Genomic DNA, 14923 nt, shown 5'->3' with positions numbered 1-14923 from the left:
ATACCGGGACGCATCCGCGTCCACCATCTCTAGAGGCTATCATGAGTATCCTGCAAGACCTGCTGACCCCGCAAGACTGTGCCCTGGTGCTGCTCGACCAGCAGGCCGGCCTGCAATTCGCCGTCCAGTCCATGGACCGCCAGACCCTGCTGAACAATTCCGTGGCCCTGCTGGAAACGACACAGGCGTTTTCGCTGCCGGTGGTGGTGAGCACCTCGGCCAGCAAGGTCTACAGCGGCCCGCTGCTGCCCGACCTGGCGGCCCTGCTGCCGGACCATCCCGTCATCGAGCGCAGGAACATGAATGCCTGGGAGGACGCCAATATGCTGGCGGCGATCCAGGCCACCGGCCGCAAGCGCCTGATTTTTTCGGGCATGCTGACCGAGGCCTGCATCAGCTTTGCCGTACTGAGCGCCCTGCGCGACGGCTATGAGTGCTACGTGGTGGGCGACGCCTGCGGCGGCCTGACCGCCACCGGCCATGAGCTGGCGATGCAGCGCATGGCCGGCCAGGGCGCGCAGCCGACCAGCTGGATACAGGTACTGCTGGAGCTGCAGCGCGACTGGACCCGGCGCGACACCTACGACGCGGCGCGCGCCGTGGTCGAAAAACATGGCGGCGGCTACGGCGTCGGGCTGCGCTATGCGCGCCAGATGCTGCCGCCGCTGGCGCCGCCGCCGGCGGCCTGAAGCCGCGTTCGCGCCACCATCCGGCCGCCCATCCGACGGCCAGGCGCCGCTCAGGCGGCCAGCCTGCGCGACGGCGGCAGGGCGGCAGTCGGCTCCGCACCTATCCTGAACACGCTGACCGCCTGCGCCAGCCGCGCCGCCTGCGCTTGCATGGACTCGGCGGCGGCCGCCGCCTGCTCCACCAGGGCCGCGTTCTGCTGCGTCACCTGGTCCAGCTGGCCCACCGCAGTGTTAACCTCATCCAGCCCGGCGCTCTGTTCGCCGGTGGCGTGGGTGATCTCGGCAATGATGCCATTCACGCGCTGTACGCCGGCCACGATATCGCGCATGGCAGAACCGGCGGTCTCGACCAGCTTGTTGCCCTCGTCCACTTGCGCCACCGAGTCGACGATCAGCGCGCTGATTTCCTTGGCCGCCGAGGCACTGCGCTGGGCCAGGTTGCGCACCTCGCCCGCCACCACGGCAAAGCCACGGCCCTGTTCACCGGCCCGGGCCGCCTCCACCGCCGCGTTCAGGGCCAGGATATTGGTCTGGAAGGCGATGCCGTCGATCACCGCGATGATGTCCGCCATCCGGCCCGAGGAGACATGGATGGCTTGCATGGTGGCTTCCACCCGCGCCACCACGTCGCCGCCCTTGCGCGCCAGCTCGGCCGCGGCGGCCGCCAGCTGGTTGGCCTGGCGAGCGTTGTCGGCGTTGTGGCGCACGGTGGCGGTCAGTTCCTCCATGGAGGACGCCGTTTCTTCCAGCGAACTGGCCTGCTGCTCGGTGCGCACCGACAGGTCCTGGTTGCCGGCTGCGATCTCGGCCGACGAGGTGGCGATGTGATCCGTACCGCCGCGCACCTCGCTGACGATGGTCAGCAGGCTGGCATTCATGTCCTTGAGCGCGGCCAGCAGCTGGCCGCATTCGTCGCCGGAATGAACCTCGATGGCGCCGGTGAGGTCGCCGCCGGCCACACGCCGGGTCGCTTCGACCGCCGCCTTCAGGGGCCGCGTGATGCTGGTGGTCAGCAGCCAGGCCGATACCGCGCCCAGCGCCAGCGACAGCAGCGCCAGCACGGTCACCAGGGTGGCTGCGGTCTGGGCCAGATGCTCGACTTCGCGCGCGGTGGCGTCGATGGCCTCGCGCTGCATGCGCACCAGGTCCAGCACCAGCTTCTGGTACTGCGCCGTGCCCGGCAGGAACACCTGGGCGAACACGCGTTCAGCCTCCTCCGGCCGGCCAGCCTGTTTGAGCTTGATGATTTCGTCGCGCGAGGACAGGTACACTTTTCGCTGCTCCCCTATCTGGGCGAACAGGCGCTGCTCGGCCTCGCCGTCCAGCATGGTTTCCAGCTGTTTCTGGATTTCGCCCGACGCCTTGGACGACGCGGCCGCCTCCTCCTTGAAATAGGCGCCCAGGCTCAGGTCGCTGCTCTTGGCGATGGCCGTGGTGCGGCGTATGCCGCTGTCGATCTTGCCGTACCAGTCCGAAATCAGGCGTTCCTTGGCCAGCGGCAGCTGCATCATCTCGCGGGTGGCGGCGGCCACCTCGTTCAGGCGCCACACGCTGATGGCGGTAATGACCATCGAAAACAGCAATATCAGGGCAAACCCCAGTCCCAGCCGCCTACCTATTCCCCACCTTCCCAACATACGTGTTCTCCTGTGACAACCGCTCAGAGCAAACGGTTTCAGGGATTCTAGTTTTGTAATTTCCTAAATGCAATGATATAGCCGTTGTCATACAACCATGTGTTGTAAAGTTGCCAAAAGTCATTTTTTGCGCTACAAGGCCTTGATTTTTTTCTCAGGGCGATTCTGGGAATAGGCTGAATGAGGGATATGCCTAAGTAGTATATCTAGTTGTATGACAACGTACATCTCGGCTACGATACGCGCAACACAGTGTTCAGAAGGAGACCCGCATGACCACGCAGCAAAAAGCCAGCCGTGTGCGCTGGCTGATCCTGGCGATCCTGTTCATCGTCACCACCATCAATTACGCCGACCGCGCCACCATCGCCATTGCCGGTCCGGAATTGAAGAAAGTGCTGGGCCTGAGTCCGGTACAACTGGGCTTCGTGCTGTCGGCCTTCGCCTGGTCCTACGTGCTGGCGCAATTGCCGGGCGGCTGGCTGCTGGACCGCTTCGGCTCCAAGATCACGTATTTCTTCAGCATCTTCCTGTGGTCGGTGTTCACCATGCTGATGGGCACGGTCGGCTTCTTTGCCGGCGCCACCGCGCTGGCCGTGCTGTTTGCGCTGCGCCTGATGATAGGCGCTGCCGAGGCCCCCTCCTTCCCCGGCAACAGCCGCCTGGCCTCGGCCTGGTTCCCCACTGCCGAGCGCGGCACGGCGGCCGCCATCTTCAATTCGGCGCAATACTTCGCCACCGTGCTGTTCGCCCCCCTCATGGGCTGGCTGGTGCACGCGCTGGGCTGGCAAAGCGTGTTCTACGTGATGGGCGGCCTGGGCGTGCTCATGTCCTTCATCTGGCTGCGCACCGTGTACGGTCCCAAGGAGCATCCGCTGATCAACGCCGCCGAACTGGCGTACATCCAGGCTGGCGGCGCCCTGGTCGACCTGGAAAGCCAGGGCAAGGCGGCCACCGCCGTCAAGTTCGACACCTGGTCGGCCATCCGCCAGCTGTTGGGCAACCGCATGCTGCTGGGCGTATATATCGGCCAGTACTGCATCAACACCCTGACCTACTTCTTCCTGACCTGGTTCCCCATCTACCTGGTGCAGGAACGCCACATGAGCATCCTGAAGGCGGGCTTCGTGGCCGCGCTGCCGGCCATCGCCGGCTTCCTGGGCGGTGTGCTGGGCGGCGTGATTTCCGACGTGCTGATCAAGTCGGGCCGTTCGCTGTCGGTGGCGCGCAAGACCCCCATCGTGGGCGGCCTGCTGCTGTCCATGAGCATGATCGTGTGCAACTACGTGGAAGCCGACTGGGTGGTGGTGATGGTGATGTCGCTGGCCTTCTTCGGCAAGGGCGTGGGCGCGCTGGGCTGGGCCGTGGTGGCGGACACCTCGCCCAAGGAAGCCGGCGGCCTGAGCGGCGCACTGTTCAACACCTTCGGCAACACGGCCGGCATCACCACCCCCATCGTGATCGGCTACATCCTGGAAGCCACCGGGTCCTTCGCCGGGGCCCTGGTGTTCGTGGGCGCCAATGCGGCGGTGGCGGTGCTGTCCTACCTGGTGCTGGTCGGTCCGATCCAGCGCTTCGAGTTCAGCAAGCCGGTCACGCGCTAGGCTGGCCGCTGCCGGAAAACCGCGATTTTTCGCGGTTTTCATTGACATTCAAATGATAATGGTTATCATTCATATTCTCATTTGATTCATAGGATAGAGCTCCATCGTGCGCGCCTTCTGGACCCTGGTACACCGCTACGCCGGCCTGCTGACCGCCGCGTTTTTGTTCATCAGCGGGGTCACCGGCGCCATCATCTCCTGGGATCACGAGCTGGACGATGTGCTCAACCCGCACCTGATGCACGCGAGCGCCACGGGCGCGCCACAATCCTCACTGGAGCTGGCGCGCCAGGTCGAGGCCCGCTATCCGCTGGCGCGCGTCACTTTCGTCACCCTGCAGCCGGAACCAGGCGCATCGCTGGCCCTGGGCGTGAGCCCGCGCGTCGATCCCGCCACCGGCAAGGCGGCCCGGCTGGGCTTCAACCAGGTGTTTGTCGACCCTGTCAGCGGCGCCGAACTGGGCAAGCGCGAATGGGGCGCGGTCTGGCCCATCACCAAGGAAACCCTGGTCTCCTTCCTGTACCGCCTGCACTACACCCTGCACATCCCCGAGATGTGGGGCATAGACCGCTGGGGCATCTGGCTGATGGGCGGCATCGCCATGATCTGGGTGGTGGACAGCTTCGTCGGTTTTTACCTGACCTTGCCGGTACGGCGCCGCGCCGCCGCCGGCAAGACGGTCCCGGCAGGCAAGTCGTGGTGGCAGCGCTGGCAGCCGGCCTGGAAGGTGCGCTGGACGGGCGGCAGCAACAAGCTCAACTTCGACCTGCACCGCGCCTTCAGCCTGTGGACCTGGGGCTTGCTGCTGGTGCTGTCGTTCACCGCCTTCTCGCTCAACCTGTACAGTGAAATCTTCTTCCCACTGATCCAGAAGGTGTCCAAGGTAACGCCCTCGCCGTTCGACACCCGAGCGCCGCACGACGCCCACCATCCGATCGAACCCAAGGTGGCGTACGCCGACATCATTGCCCACGCCGGCGCCGAGGCGCGCCAGCGCGGCTGGAACGAACCGGTGGGCAGCGTGTTCTACGCCGACGCCTGGGGCATCTATGGCGCCAGCTTCTTCCAGCCGGGCGACGACCATGGTTCGGGCGGGGTCGGCCCGGCCGTGCTGTACTACGACGGCGTGGACGGCCGCCTGCTGGGCGACCGCCAGCCGTGGAAAGGTACGGCGGCCGACATCTTCGTGCAAGCCCAGTTCCCGCTGCACTCGGGCCGCATCCTGGGCCTGCCGGGGCGGATACTGATTTCCTTCATGGGGGTGGTGGTGGCCATGCTGAGCGTGACCGGCGTCATCATCTGGTGGCGCAAGCGCGCCTCGCGCGTGGCGACCGCCGCACGGCGTGCCCAGCAGCCAGCGTCACTGGGCGACGAGGTGGCGGCCTGACACTGTACAATACGCGCCGCCTCGTTCAGGAGTATTGTTCTCTTTTCAGGACGAACAGTACTCCCGACGCCATGAATAATCCCTCCCGCGCAGAGATGGACGCCAAGATCCAAAGGGCCGAAGCGCGCTTCGACGCCCGCTTTGCCGCCATCCTGCAAACCGGTGTCCAGATACAGGCGGACATCCGGAACCTCAAGATCACGACTATCATCACCGCCATCAGCTCCATCCTGGCGGTGGCGACCTTCAATGCAACCCTGCTGTCCGGCATGGTGGCCTCGCTGGAGTCGGGCAGAAACATGACGCAGGCACAAGCCGAGGTCAAACGGCAAATCGCCGAGACCGACGCCCTGCTCAAACGCGTCAGGGAGGACGCCGAACGGGCACGTGACGCGGACCGTGACAGCAAACAATAGCGCACTTGATGCCGCCCCAGGGCGGCATCGCCTTAGTCCGGGCTAGTGGCGGCCGGTGTAGAAGCAGCGGCCGCAAGCCTGGCGGTAGCTTTCGTTGCCGCCTATGCTGATCTGTTCGCCTTCCTGGATGCGCTTGCCCTCCTCATCCACGCGGATATTCATCGTGGCTTTCTTGCCGCAGGTGCAGATGTTCTTCAATTCCTCGATATCGTCGGCCAGCGCCAGCAGGTAGGCCGAGCCGGGGAAAGGCTCGCCGCGAAAGTCGGTGCGCAAGCCATAGCTGATGACCGGGATGCCGCGCACCTGGGCCAGCTGGTGCAGCTGCTGCACCTGGGCCGTGGTCAGGAACTGCGCCTCGTCGATCAGCAGGCAGGCGATTTTCTGGTCGATGATGTCGAGGAAGTTGGTGGCGGCGTCGAACACCTCGGTCTCGCGCTGCGGCCCCAGGCGCGACGTCACCTTGCCCACCCCGTAGCGGTCGTCGATGGCGGCCGTGAACAGGCGTACCGCCTGGCCCTGCTCCTCATAATTGTGGGCCACCTGCAGCATGGCGGTGGACTTGCCTGCGTTCATCGCAGAGTATCGGAAATAAAGTTTTGCCACTGCAGCCTTCCTGGTATGAGGACAGCCGGTTGACCCAGCTACAATATGGTGCGCGATTATAAACCCGGTCCCGCGAAAAAGTGCATACTGGCTGTTCCGTCAACCGCCGGAGTCAGATATGCCTACCCCCGCATTGTTCACACTGATCGGCAACACGCCCCTGGTCGAAGTCACCCGCCTCGATACCGGGCCTTGCCAACTATTCCTCAAGCTGGAATCGCAAAACCCGGGCGGCTCGATCAAGGACCGCATCGGCTTGTCCATCATCGAAGCCGCCGAGCAGGATGGCCGTTTGCAGCCGGGCGGCACCATCATCGAAGCCACCGCCGGCAACACCGGCCTGGGCCTGGCGCTGGTCGGCCGCCTGAAAGGCTACCGCGTGCTGCTGGTGGTGCCGGACAAGATGTCGACCGAAAAAGTCCTGCACCTCAAAGCCCTGGGCGCGGAAGTGCGCACCACCCGCTCCGACGTCGGCAAGGGCCATCCCGAGTACTACCAGGATGTTGCGGCCCGGCTGGCGGCCGAGATCCCGGGCGCCTTCTTCGCCGACCAGTTCAACAACCCGGCCAACCCGCTGGCGCACCAGACCACCACCGGCCCGGAAATCTGGGAACAGAGCGGCCACGCAGTGGACGCCATCGTGGTAGGCGTCGGCTCGTCCGGCACCCTGACCGGGCTGACGCGCTACTTCCGCGAGGTGTCGCCCCGGACCGAATTCGTGCTGGCCGACCCGGCCGGCTCCATCCTGGCCGAGTACATCAACACCGGCAAGCTCAGCGAAGTCAGCGGTTCCTGGGCGGTGGAAGGCATAGGCGAGGACTTCGTGCCCGCCATTGCCGACCTGTCCGGCGTGCGGCGCGCCTACACCATCACCGACCAGGAAAGCTTCGACAGCGCCCGCCAGTTGCTGCGCGCCGAGGGCATCCTGGGCGGCTCGTCCACCGGCACCCTGCTGGCCGCCGCCCTCAAGTACTGCCAGGCGCAAACCACGCCGAAAAAAGTGGTCACCTTCGTGTGCGACACCGGCACCCGCTACCTGTCCAAGGTCTACAACGACGGCTGGATGCACGACCAGGGCCTGCTGCCGCGCCCGCGCAGCAACGACTTGCGCGACCTGATCGGCCGCCCCTACGACGAGAACGAGGTGGTCAGCGTCTCGCCCGAGGACAGCCTGCTGGTGGCCTTCAACCGCATGCGCAGCGCCGACCTGGCCCAGCTGCCGGTGCTGGACCACGGCAAGCTGGTCGGCATCATCGACGAGTCCGACCTGCTGCTCAAGGTGGAGCACGACGCCAGCCAGTTCACCGGCCTGGTCGGCGCCACCATGACCGCGCGGCTGGAAACCCTGCACCCCCAGGCCGGCATGCAAGCCCTGCGCAACACCCTGGACAGCGGCCTGACCGCCGTGGTGGCCGACGGCCCCACCTTCTACGGCCTGATCACCCGCTTCGACCTTCTCAACCACTTGCGCAGGACGCTATCGTGACCGACCATACCAGGCACCGGCTGGCCACCCGCGTGATCCACGCGGGCCAGGCCCCCGATCCTTCCACCGGCGCCATCATGCCGCCCATTTACGCCACCTCCACCTTCGTGCAGGACAGTCCCGGCGTGCACAAGGGGCTGGACTACGGCCGCTCGCACAACCCCACCCGCTGGGCGCTGGAGCGCTGCGTGGCCGACCTGGAAAGCGGCGCCCAGGCCTATGCCTTCGCCTCCGGGCTGGCGGCCATCTCCACCGTGCTGGAACTGCTCGATGCCGGCTGCCACATCGTGGCCGGCGACGATATGTACGGCGGCACCTACCGGCTGTTCGAGCGGGTGCGGCGGCGCAGCGCCGGCCACCAGTTCAGCTACGCCGACCTGACCGACCCGGCCAACCTGCTGGCCGCGCTGCGTCCCGAGACGCGCATGGTGTGGGTGGAGACGCCCACCAATCCCATGCTCAAGCTGGCCGACCTGCAGGCCATCGCGGCCATCTGCCGCGAGCGCAACATCATTGCCGTGGCCGACAACACCTTTGCCAGCCCGCTGGTGCAGCGCCCGCTGGAACACGGTTTCGACATCGTCGTGCACTCCATGACCAAGTACCTGAACGGACACTCGGACATCATAGGCGGCATCGCCGTGGTGGCGGGCGAACCGCGCCAGCAGGCCTGGCGCGATCAGCTGGGCTTTTTGCAGAATTCGGTGGGCGCCATCGCCGGTCCGTTCGACAGCTTTTTGGCGCTGCGCGGCATCAAGACCCTGGCCATCCGCATGGAACGGCATAGCGCCAGCGCCCTGGAACTGGCGCGCTGGCTGGCGCGGCAGCCGGAAGTGCGCACCGTCTGCTATCCCGGCCTGGAGACGCATCCGCAGCACGCATTGGCCAGGCGCCAGATGCATGGCTTTGGCGGCATCATCTCCATCGACCTGGCTACCGACCTGGCCGGGGCGCGCCGCTTCCTGGAGCGCTGCGAGGTGTTCGCCCTGGCCGAAAGCCTGGGCGGGGTGGAAAGCCTGATCGAGCATCCGGCCCTGATGACCCACGCCAGCATTCCGGCGCAACAACGCGCGCGGCTGGGCATAGGCGATGGCCTGGTACGGCTGTCGGTGGGCATAGAAGACGTGGAGGACTTGCGGCGCGACCTGCGCAACGCGCTCGATGCGATATAAACGCCCCTAAAGCGCCTAAAACGCCCTCTTTTCCACGTTCCGGCTGCTGGACATCTTTGCTACCATCGCAATCCTGTGCAATTTGACTGCAAAGGATATGGAAATACTGCTGCTGGTGGCCGGCGTCCTGGTGGCCGGCTTCATCTACTCGCTGCTGGTGGCCGGGACCAGGCCCGTGGTCGGCAGCGACTACTATTCGGTGTCCAAGGACGGCCGCGTGATGGCCACGCGCAAGGGCAAGGTCAGCTGCCTGCGTCCGCGCACCACGGCCGAAGGCTTGCTGGTGCGCCTGCGCGCCGGCACCCGCACCGGCGAATTCCCGGTGCACGTACTGGTGGCCGAGGCCCACCTGCCCAATCCCGGCTATGAACGGGTGCGCCACAAGGATGGCAACATCCGCAACAACCATGTGCACAACCTGCAGTGGTTCTAGCACCGCAGTGTGCGCGATGGGACGTCCAAGTTTCTATCGATAAATATTATCGCGTCTGGGTTTCAGCATCGATCTTCGATCGTGCTGCGGTATCGCGCATACAGAGGCAGACAAGAAGGGTGCAGGCCATCACTGCGGTGGCGTACCAGTAGAAACCGCTTTCCATGTGGATCGACTTGAACCACAGCGCCAGATACTCGGCCGTTCCGCCGAAAACCGACACGGCGAACGCATACGGCACGCCGACGCCGGTGGCCCGGATGGTGGCGGGGAACAGCTCGGCCTTGACCAGCGCATTGATCGAGGTGTAGCCGGACACGATGATCCAGGCACAGGCGATCAGGGCGAATGCCTCCCAGGGACCGCTGGCATTACGGATGGCGGTCAGCAGCGGCACGGTAAACAGCGTGCCAAGCAGCGCAAAGCTCAGCAGCAAAGGGCGGCGCCCGATCCGGTCCGACAATGCGCCGTAGATGGGCTGCAGGCACATCGCGAACAGCAGCGACGCGGCCGAAACGGCGGTGGTCTGGCCGTCGGTAAGCCCGACGGACAGGCGCAGGAATTTCTGCATGTAGGTAGTATAGACATAGAAGGCCAGGGTGCCGCCCATGGTCAGGCCGACCACCAGCATGACCTCTTTCGGATGCCGGGCCAGCTGCTTCAGCCCGCCCATGGCAGCGGCTTTCTTGCGCGCCGTCTCGAACGACTGCGTCTCCGGCATGTTGTGGCGCATGCGCAGGGCCAGCACGGCGAGGACCGCGCCCGTGACGAATGGAATGCGCCAGCCCCAGGCGCGCAGTTGGTCGGCGTCGAGGAGGAATTTCTGCAGCAGGAGCAAAAGAAGCAAGGCCAACAGCTGGCCGCCAATCATCGTGACGTACTGGAAGCTCGTGTAGAAGCCCCGGTGCTTCGATTCAGCCATTTCCGCTAAATAAGTGGCGCTGGCGCCGTATTCGCCGCCCAGACTGAGGCCCTGCAACAGGCGCGCCAGCAGCAGCAGGCTGGGCGAAAGAATACCGGCAGTTGCATAGGTCGGCGCGCAGGCTATCAGCAGGGAACCGAAGCACATGAGCAGGACGGAAGCCATGAGGGCGGTTTTGCGCCCATGCCGGTCGCCTATGTGGCCGAACAAAACCCCGCCCAGCGGACGTACGAAAAAGCCAAGGGCGAAGATACCCGCCGTTGACATCATCTGCGCCGTCGGGTCCTGTGCCGGGAAAAACGCATTGGCGAAATACAGCGCGAAGGCCGAATAGCAGTAAAAATCGAACCACTCGACGAGGTTGCCGGCTGAGCCGACGAAGATGGCGCGCAGGCGCTTGCCGGAAATCCGATCGCTGCTGGCGGTACCTGCATGGGCCACTGTCGTTGTAACGGTGTTCATTGTTGTCTCCTTTTAACTGACGGGGGCTCCGCATGGCTCCCGTTGCGAAGCGTCCACTATCTCAGGCAATGGCAAGGCGCACATCCGCAACATCATCACGCCCTCCTCCGTAAAACTACGGAGGAGGATTCCAAACCGGCGAGGGAGCTGTTATCGTCTGCCAATGTGTCGATTAAGAAATTCAATGCCCTCCTGGCTGCAAGCACGTCATTGGCGCCGTTTCGCCGCTGCCGCCGGCGCGCTGATCCTGATCGCGCTTTCCGGGAACTGGGCCGAACAACACGAGCTGCAGTCCAGGATAGAGGCATTGCGCCAGGCCGCCGCAGCCAACACGCTGGGGCTGCGCGGCCTGGTGGAAAAGCACAACTTCCTGCCGTCCGCCGCAGCGCGCCACCCGGCCGTGCAGGACCTGCTGAGCGCCCCACGCGACGCGGCCCTGCAGGCGGTCGTCAACGACTACTTCGCCGACCTGCAGACCAGCACCGGCGCCACCGCGCTGTACCTGGTGGACCGGGCAGGATTGACGCTTGCCGCCAGCAATTGGCGCACCCCGTCCAGCTTCATCGGACAGTCCTACCGCCAGCGCCCCTACTTCAAGGACGCCGTGCAGGGCCGGCGCGGATTGTTCTATGGTCTCGGACTCACCACCGGCCAGTCCGGTCTGTTCATCGCGGAGCCCGTGCGGGTAAAAGGCGCGGTGCTCGGCGTCGTGGTCGTCAAGATCAGCCTGGAGCCATTGCAGGCGGCGTGGATGCGCGCAGCCGACCCGGTAGTGCTCAGGGACAGCCGCGGCATCATTTTCCTGAGCACCGTGCCCGCATGGCTGTTTCACGCGGTCCGCCCGGTTCCCGACACGGACCGGCGCTGGGTCGCTGAACATGGCCAGTACGGCAGCCGGGAACGCTTCGACGTGTTGCAGTGGGCGACCGAGGACGGCGGCACGCCCGGCTTCGTCCTGCATACCACGGTCAACGGACGCAGCATGGACCTGCTTGCGCTCGATACGCCGTTGCCGGAGCTGGGCTGGACCCTCACCGTCACCACGGACATGAAGGAGGTGATCCAGGCGCGCCACGCCGCGCTAGCGCTCAGCGCGCTGGCGGTCGCCTTGCTGCTGCTGGGCGTGCTGTACTGGCGCCTGCGCGAAAAGCGCTTCGTCGAACAGCGCGCGGCCCGCCTCGAACTGGAACGCCGGGTCGAAGAACGCACCCGCGACCTGCAGGAAGCGCATGCGTTCCGCCAGGCGATGGAAGACTCACTGCTGGTGGGGATGCGCGCCCGCGACCCCGAAGGCGCCATCATCTATGTCAATCCGGCCCTGTGCGCCATGGTGGGATACAGTGCCGAGGAATTGCTGGGCTGCCGGCCGCCTTACCCATACTGGCATCCGCAGGACCTGGAAAAACAGGCGCGCGAAAGCGACGCCGCCTTGCAGGGGCGCGCGGCGCCGCACGGCTTCGAATCGCGCATCCGGCACAAGGATGGACGCGACGTGATCACGATGGTCTATACGGCCCCGCTGGTGGATGCGCAGGGCGTGCACCGTGGCTGGATGAGTTCCGTGGTGGACATCACCGCGCAGAAGGCGGCCGAAGCCCGCCAGCGCGACCAGGAACTTCGTCTCCAGCGCAGCGCCCGCCTGGCCAGCGTCGGCGAAATGGCTTCCACGCTGGCGCACGAACTCAATCAGCCTCTGATGGCCTTGTCGAATTTCGCCGTGGCGGCGCGCGCACTCGCCACGCGCGCCGCCATGCCGGGCGACGCCGAACTGCTCGCCAGCACGCTCGACGACATCGTCGGCCAATCCAAGCGCGCCAGCGAAATCGTCAAGCACGTACGCGCCTTCATCAACCCGCAACGGGCGCACTACGAAATCGTCTCGATCGGCAGCGTGATCGCCCACGCGGAGACGCTGCTGAAGCCCGAATTGCAGCGCGATGGCGTCACCCTGCGGCTGGCCCTGGAGGACGCTCACGCGCTGGTGCGTGGCGACCGGGTCCTGCTCGAGCAGGTGCTCGTGAACCTGGTCCACAACGCCCTGCAGGCCATGCAGGAGCAGCCACGGCGGTCTTCCGGCCCCCGCAGCATCGAGTTGTCCAGCCGGCGCGTCGTTGAGGGCCTGAGCATCACCGTCGCCGACCAGGGGCCGGGCATCCCTCCCGAACAGCTGGAACAGGTATTCGCCCCGTTCTTCACCACCAAGCCCGAGGGCTTGGGCCTGGGGCTGAACATTTGCCGCACCATCGTCGAGGCCCACGGCGGCTGCATCTCGGTGGAAAACCGCGCCGGCGGCGGCGCCGCCTTCACCTACATCCTCCCTATCGCACCATGAAAGACATGCCACTCACGCTGTACGTCGTGGACGACGACGAAGCCCTGCGGCGCTCGCTGGTGCTGCTGCTGTTTCCGCAGGCGCTGGCCGTCCAGGCCTTCGGGTCCGGCGAGGCCTTCCTCGGCGCTGTCAACATGCGCCAGCCGGGCTGCGTGATACTCGATCTGCGCATGAAAGGGATGAGCGGTCTGGCCGTGTTCGAACGGCTGCTTGCCGAGCACAGTCCGCTCGTGACCCTGTTCCTGTCCGCGCACGGCGACATTCCAACGGCCCTGGAAGCGGTTCGGCGCGGCGCCTACGACTGGGTTGAAAAACCGGACACCCAGCAGTTGCTGGACAAACTACCGGCAGCCATCGACATGGCACGCACGCGCGCCCAGGCGCTACGGCTCTGGGCCGAGTTGACACCGCGGGAGCGCGAAGTGGCGCGCCTCGTGGGACTGGGCCAGCCCAACAAGGAAATCGCCCGTATCCTGGTGCCGCCCTGCGGTCCGCGCTCGGTGGAAACCCACCGCGCCAACATCTTCAGCAAACTGCAATGCGCCAACGACAACGAGCTAGGACGCTGGCTGGCTGCGCATCCGTGGCTGGACTGACGAGGCCCATTTCCGTTGCCGATGACATTTCCTGGCTAACGCTTCTCGTCGCTGATGTTGTAGCCGGTGACGCGCCAGGCGCCATCCTTCTCGTGGATGGTGGTGACGGACTCGCTCACCCTGGCGTTTTTTTCGAAGCGTGATTCATACTCGAAGGAGATGGACGCGCCCCCCGGCTTGGGGGTGGTCTGCTTCAGCGTGCGCGACTTGATGTTGCCCAGCGGTAGATGGGTGGCGCTGATCAGCGTGGTCCACGCGAACTTCGGCATGCCATCGCGCACCCCGGCCGCGCTGCTGTTGTAGGCCAGGCTGTACTCCTCCGCATCGACCAGCTTGAGCCACTTCTCGGCGGCGGCCTTGGCCTCTGCGATGTCGGCGGCGCTCTGGGCGCAGGCGGCGGAACTGGCAAGCAGCGCGCCGATCAACATGGCGGACGACAGAACTTTCACGGCAATCTCCCCTCGAAGTGACGATATGCCGAAATGATAACCTTCCCCGCCCCATTCCGCTCCCGGCCTGCGACGAACTGCACAATCCGGGGCACAGCCTGTCGAAACTTTGCGCTCGCTCAACCGGAGGATCAAGTCTATTTTAGGCGGCGACCCACCGCACAACATATTTGTTGTATCCTCAGAAAGATTGGTAGCGGGCTGGTACAGAGAATCAAGAAGGATCTCGGTCTGAAATAAAGAGGAGCCCAACATGCTGAACTATCCCGTCATCCTCACTCCTGACTCAAACGGGACTTATCTCGTCGATTTTCCTGATCTCCCGACAGTGCATTCCGTAGGTAATGACGAAGCGGATGCATTATTAGAAGCCGCTGACGCGCTGGAGACTGCGTTGTCGGTCTATTTTGACGAACGCCGCCCGATCCCCTTGCCGTCGGAAAAAAATACCGGAGACACTGTCGTCGCACTTTCTGCATTAAGCACCGCGAAAGTTCTGATTTGGAACGAAATGTTCGCACAGAAGATGCGTAAAGCCGATCTGGCGCGCTTGCTCAAGGTACATACTCCACAAATCGACCGTCTATTTGATTTGAAGCACTCGTCCAAGATCGAGTTCGTAGAACAGGCAGCAAAAGCGCTTGGCAAGCGGTTGAGTATCTCGCTGATTTGAACGGATCTGGTTCTGGCGCTCGATACACTTCGACATTTATCGTTACACCGCCCGGCCCCATC

14 protein-coding genes are annotated in these 14923 nt (G+C 64.7%); 10 read left to right on the top strand and 4 right to left on the bottom strand.

Annotated features, from left to right (window positions below; translation table 11 throughout):
- Window positions 1-41 precede the first annotated feature (41 nt).
- Window positions 42-689, top strand: a complete 648-nt coding sequence (locus ACLB1G_RS06290; protein WP_491626339.1) for an isochorismatase family protein — start codon at window positions 42-44, stop codon at window positions 687-689.
- Between the two features lie 50 nt (window positions 690-739).
- On the opposite strand, the gene ACLB1G_RS06285 is transcribed toward ACLB1G_RS06290, so the two are convergent.
- A complete protein-coding gene (locus ACLB1G_RS06285; protein WP_491626338.1) occupies window positions 740-2326 on the bottom strand; it encodes a methyl-accepting chemotaxis protein in 1587 nt (528 codons plus the stop codon).
- A gap of 272 nt (window positions 2327-2598) precedes the next feature.
- Between ACLB1G_RS06285 and ACLB1G_RS06280 the strand changes: the two genes are divergently transcribed.
- The 3 genes from ACLB1G_RS06280 (at window position 2599) to ACLB1G_RS06270 (ending at window position 5733) form a co-directional block, all read left to right on the top strand.
- Window positions 2599-3930 carry an MFS transporter gene (locus tag ACLB1G_RS06280; RefSeq protein WP_491626337.1) on the top strand — a complete coding sequence of 444 codons (1332 nt, stop codon included), beginning with the start codon at window positions 2599-2601 and terminating at the stop codon, window positions 3928-3930.
- Window positions 3931-4036: 106 nt separating this feature from the next.
- On the top strand, window positions 4037-5317 hold the full coding sequence (locus tag ACLB1G_RS06275) for a PepSY-associated TM helix domain-containing protein (RefSeq protein WP_491626336.1): 1281 nt from the start codon (window positions 4037-4039) through the stop codon (window positions 5315-5317).
- Between the two features lie 95 nt (window positions 5318-5412).
- Window positions 5413-5733 carry a hypothetical protein gene (locus ACLB1G_RS06270; RefSeq protein ID WP_491626335.1) on the top strand — a complete coding sequence of 107 codons (321 nt, stop codon included), beginning with the start codon at window positions 5413-5415 and terminating at the stop codon, window positions 5731-5733.
- 42 nt (window positions 5734-5775) lie between these two features.
- Here ACLB1G_RS06270 and ACLB1G_RS06265 read toward each other — a convergent pair whose 3' ends face one another.
- The gene (locus ACLB1G_RS06265) at window positions 5776-6336 is read right to left on the bottom strand and encodes a thymidine kinase (RefSeq protein ID WP_491626334.1); all 561 of its coding nucleotides are present in this window, start codon (window positions 6334-6336) and stop codon (window positions 5776-5778) included.
- A 118-nt stretch (window positions 6337-6454) separates the two neighbouring features.
- Here ACLB1G_RS06265 and ACLB1G_RS06260 point away from each other — a divergent pair, with 118 nt between their 5' ends.
- The 3 genes from ACLB1G_RS06260 (at window position 6455) to ACLB1G_RS06250 (ending at window position 9427) form a co-directional block, all read left to right on the top strand.
- Entirely contained in the window at window positions 6455-7822 is a 1368-nt protein-coding gene (locus tag ACLB1G_RS06260; RefSeq protein ID WP_491626333.1) for a pyridoxal-phosphate dependent enzyme, read from the top strand.
- Window positions 7819-8994 (top strand): trans-sulfuration enzyme family protein, encoded by a 1176-nt coding sequence (locus tag ACLB1G_RS06255; RefSeq protein ID WP_491626332.1) that lies wholly within the window; start codon window positions 7819-7821, stop codon window positions 8992-8994. The genes ACLB1G_RS06260 and ACLB1G_RS06255 overlap by 4 nt, the downstream gene beginning before the upstream one ends.
- A 97-nt stretch (window positions 8995-9091) precedes the next feature.
- Entirely contained in the window at window positions 9092-9427 is a 336-nt protein-coding gene (locus ACLB1G_RS06250) for a hypothetical protein (protein WP_491626331.1), read from the top strand.
- A 46-nt stretch (window positions 9428-9473) separates the two neighbouring features.
- On the opposite strand, the gene ACLB1G_RS06245 is transcribed toward ACLB1G_RS06250, so the two are convergent.
- Entirely contained in the window at window positions 9474-10811 is a 1338-nt protein-coding gene (locus tag ACLB1G_RS06245; RefSeq protein ID WP_491626330.1) for an MFS transporter, read from the bottom strand.
- A gap of 184 nt (window positions 10812-10995) precedes the next feature.
- On the opposite strand from ACLB1G_RS06245, the gene ACLB1G_RS06240 reads away from it, so the two are divergent.
- Together ACLB1G_RS06240 and ACLB1G_RS06235 are read left to right on the top strand one after the other, a co-directional pair.
- Window positions 10996-13143, top strand: a complete 2148-nt coding sequence (locus tag ACLB1G_RS06240) for a sensor histidine kinase (RefSeq protein ID WP_491626329.1) — start codon at window positions 10996-10998, stop codon at window positions 13141-13143.
- Window positions 13140-13739: a response regulator transcription factor gene (locus ACLB1G_RS06235; RefSeq protein ID WP_491626328.1), complete on the top strand. Its 600-nt coding sequence runs from the start codon at window positions 13140-13142 to the stop codon at window positions 13737-13739. The genes ACLB1G_RS06240 and ACLB1G_RS06235 overlap by 4 nt, the downstream gene beginning before the upstream one ends.
- A gap of 35 nt (window positions 13740-13774) precedes the next feature.
- Here ACLB1G_RS06235 and ACLB1G_RS06230 read toward each other — a convergent pair whose 3' ends face one another.
- Window positions 13775-14188: a DUF4019 domain-containing protein gene (locus ACLB1G_RS06230; protein ID WP_491626327.1), complete on the bottom strand. Its 414-nt coding sequence runs from the start codon at window positions 14186-14188 to the stop codon at window positions 13775-13777.
- A 253-nt stretch (window positions 14189-14441) separates the two neighbouring features.
- On the opposite strand from ACLB1G_RS06230, the gene ACLB1G_RS06225 reads away from it, so the two are divergent.
- Window positions 14442-14861 carry a type II toxin-antitoxin system HicB family antitoxin gene (locus tag ACLB1G_RS06225; protein WP_491626326.1) on the top strand — a complete coding sequence of 140 codons (420 nt, stop codon included), beginning with the start codon at window positions 14442-14444 and terminating at the stop codon, window positions 14859-14861.
- Window positions 14862-14923: the final 62 nt, after the last annotated feature.

The sequence above is a fragment of the Duganella kummerowiae genome (genome assembly GCF_053572355.1).
This window is presented reverse-complemented; position numbering and strand designations above follow the sequence as displayed.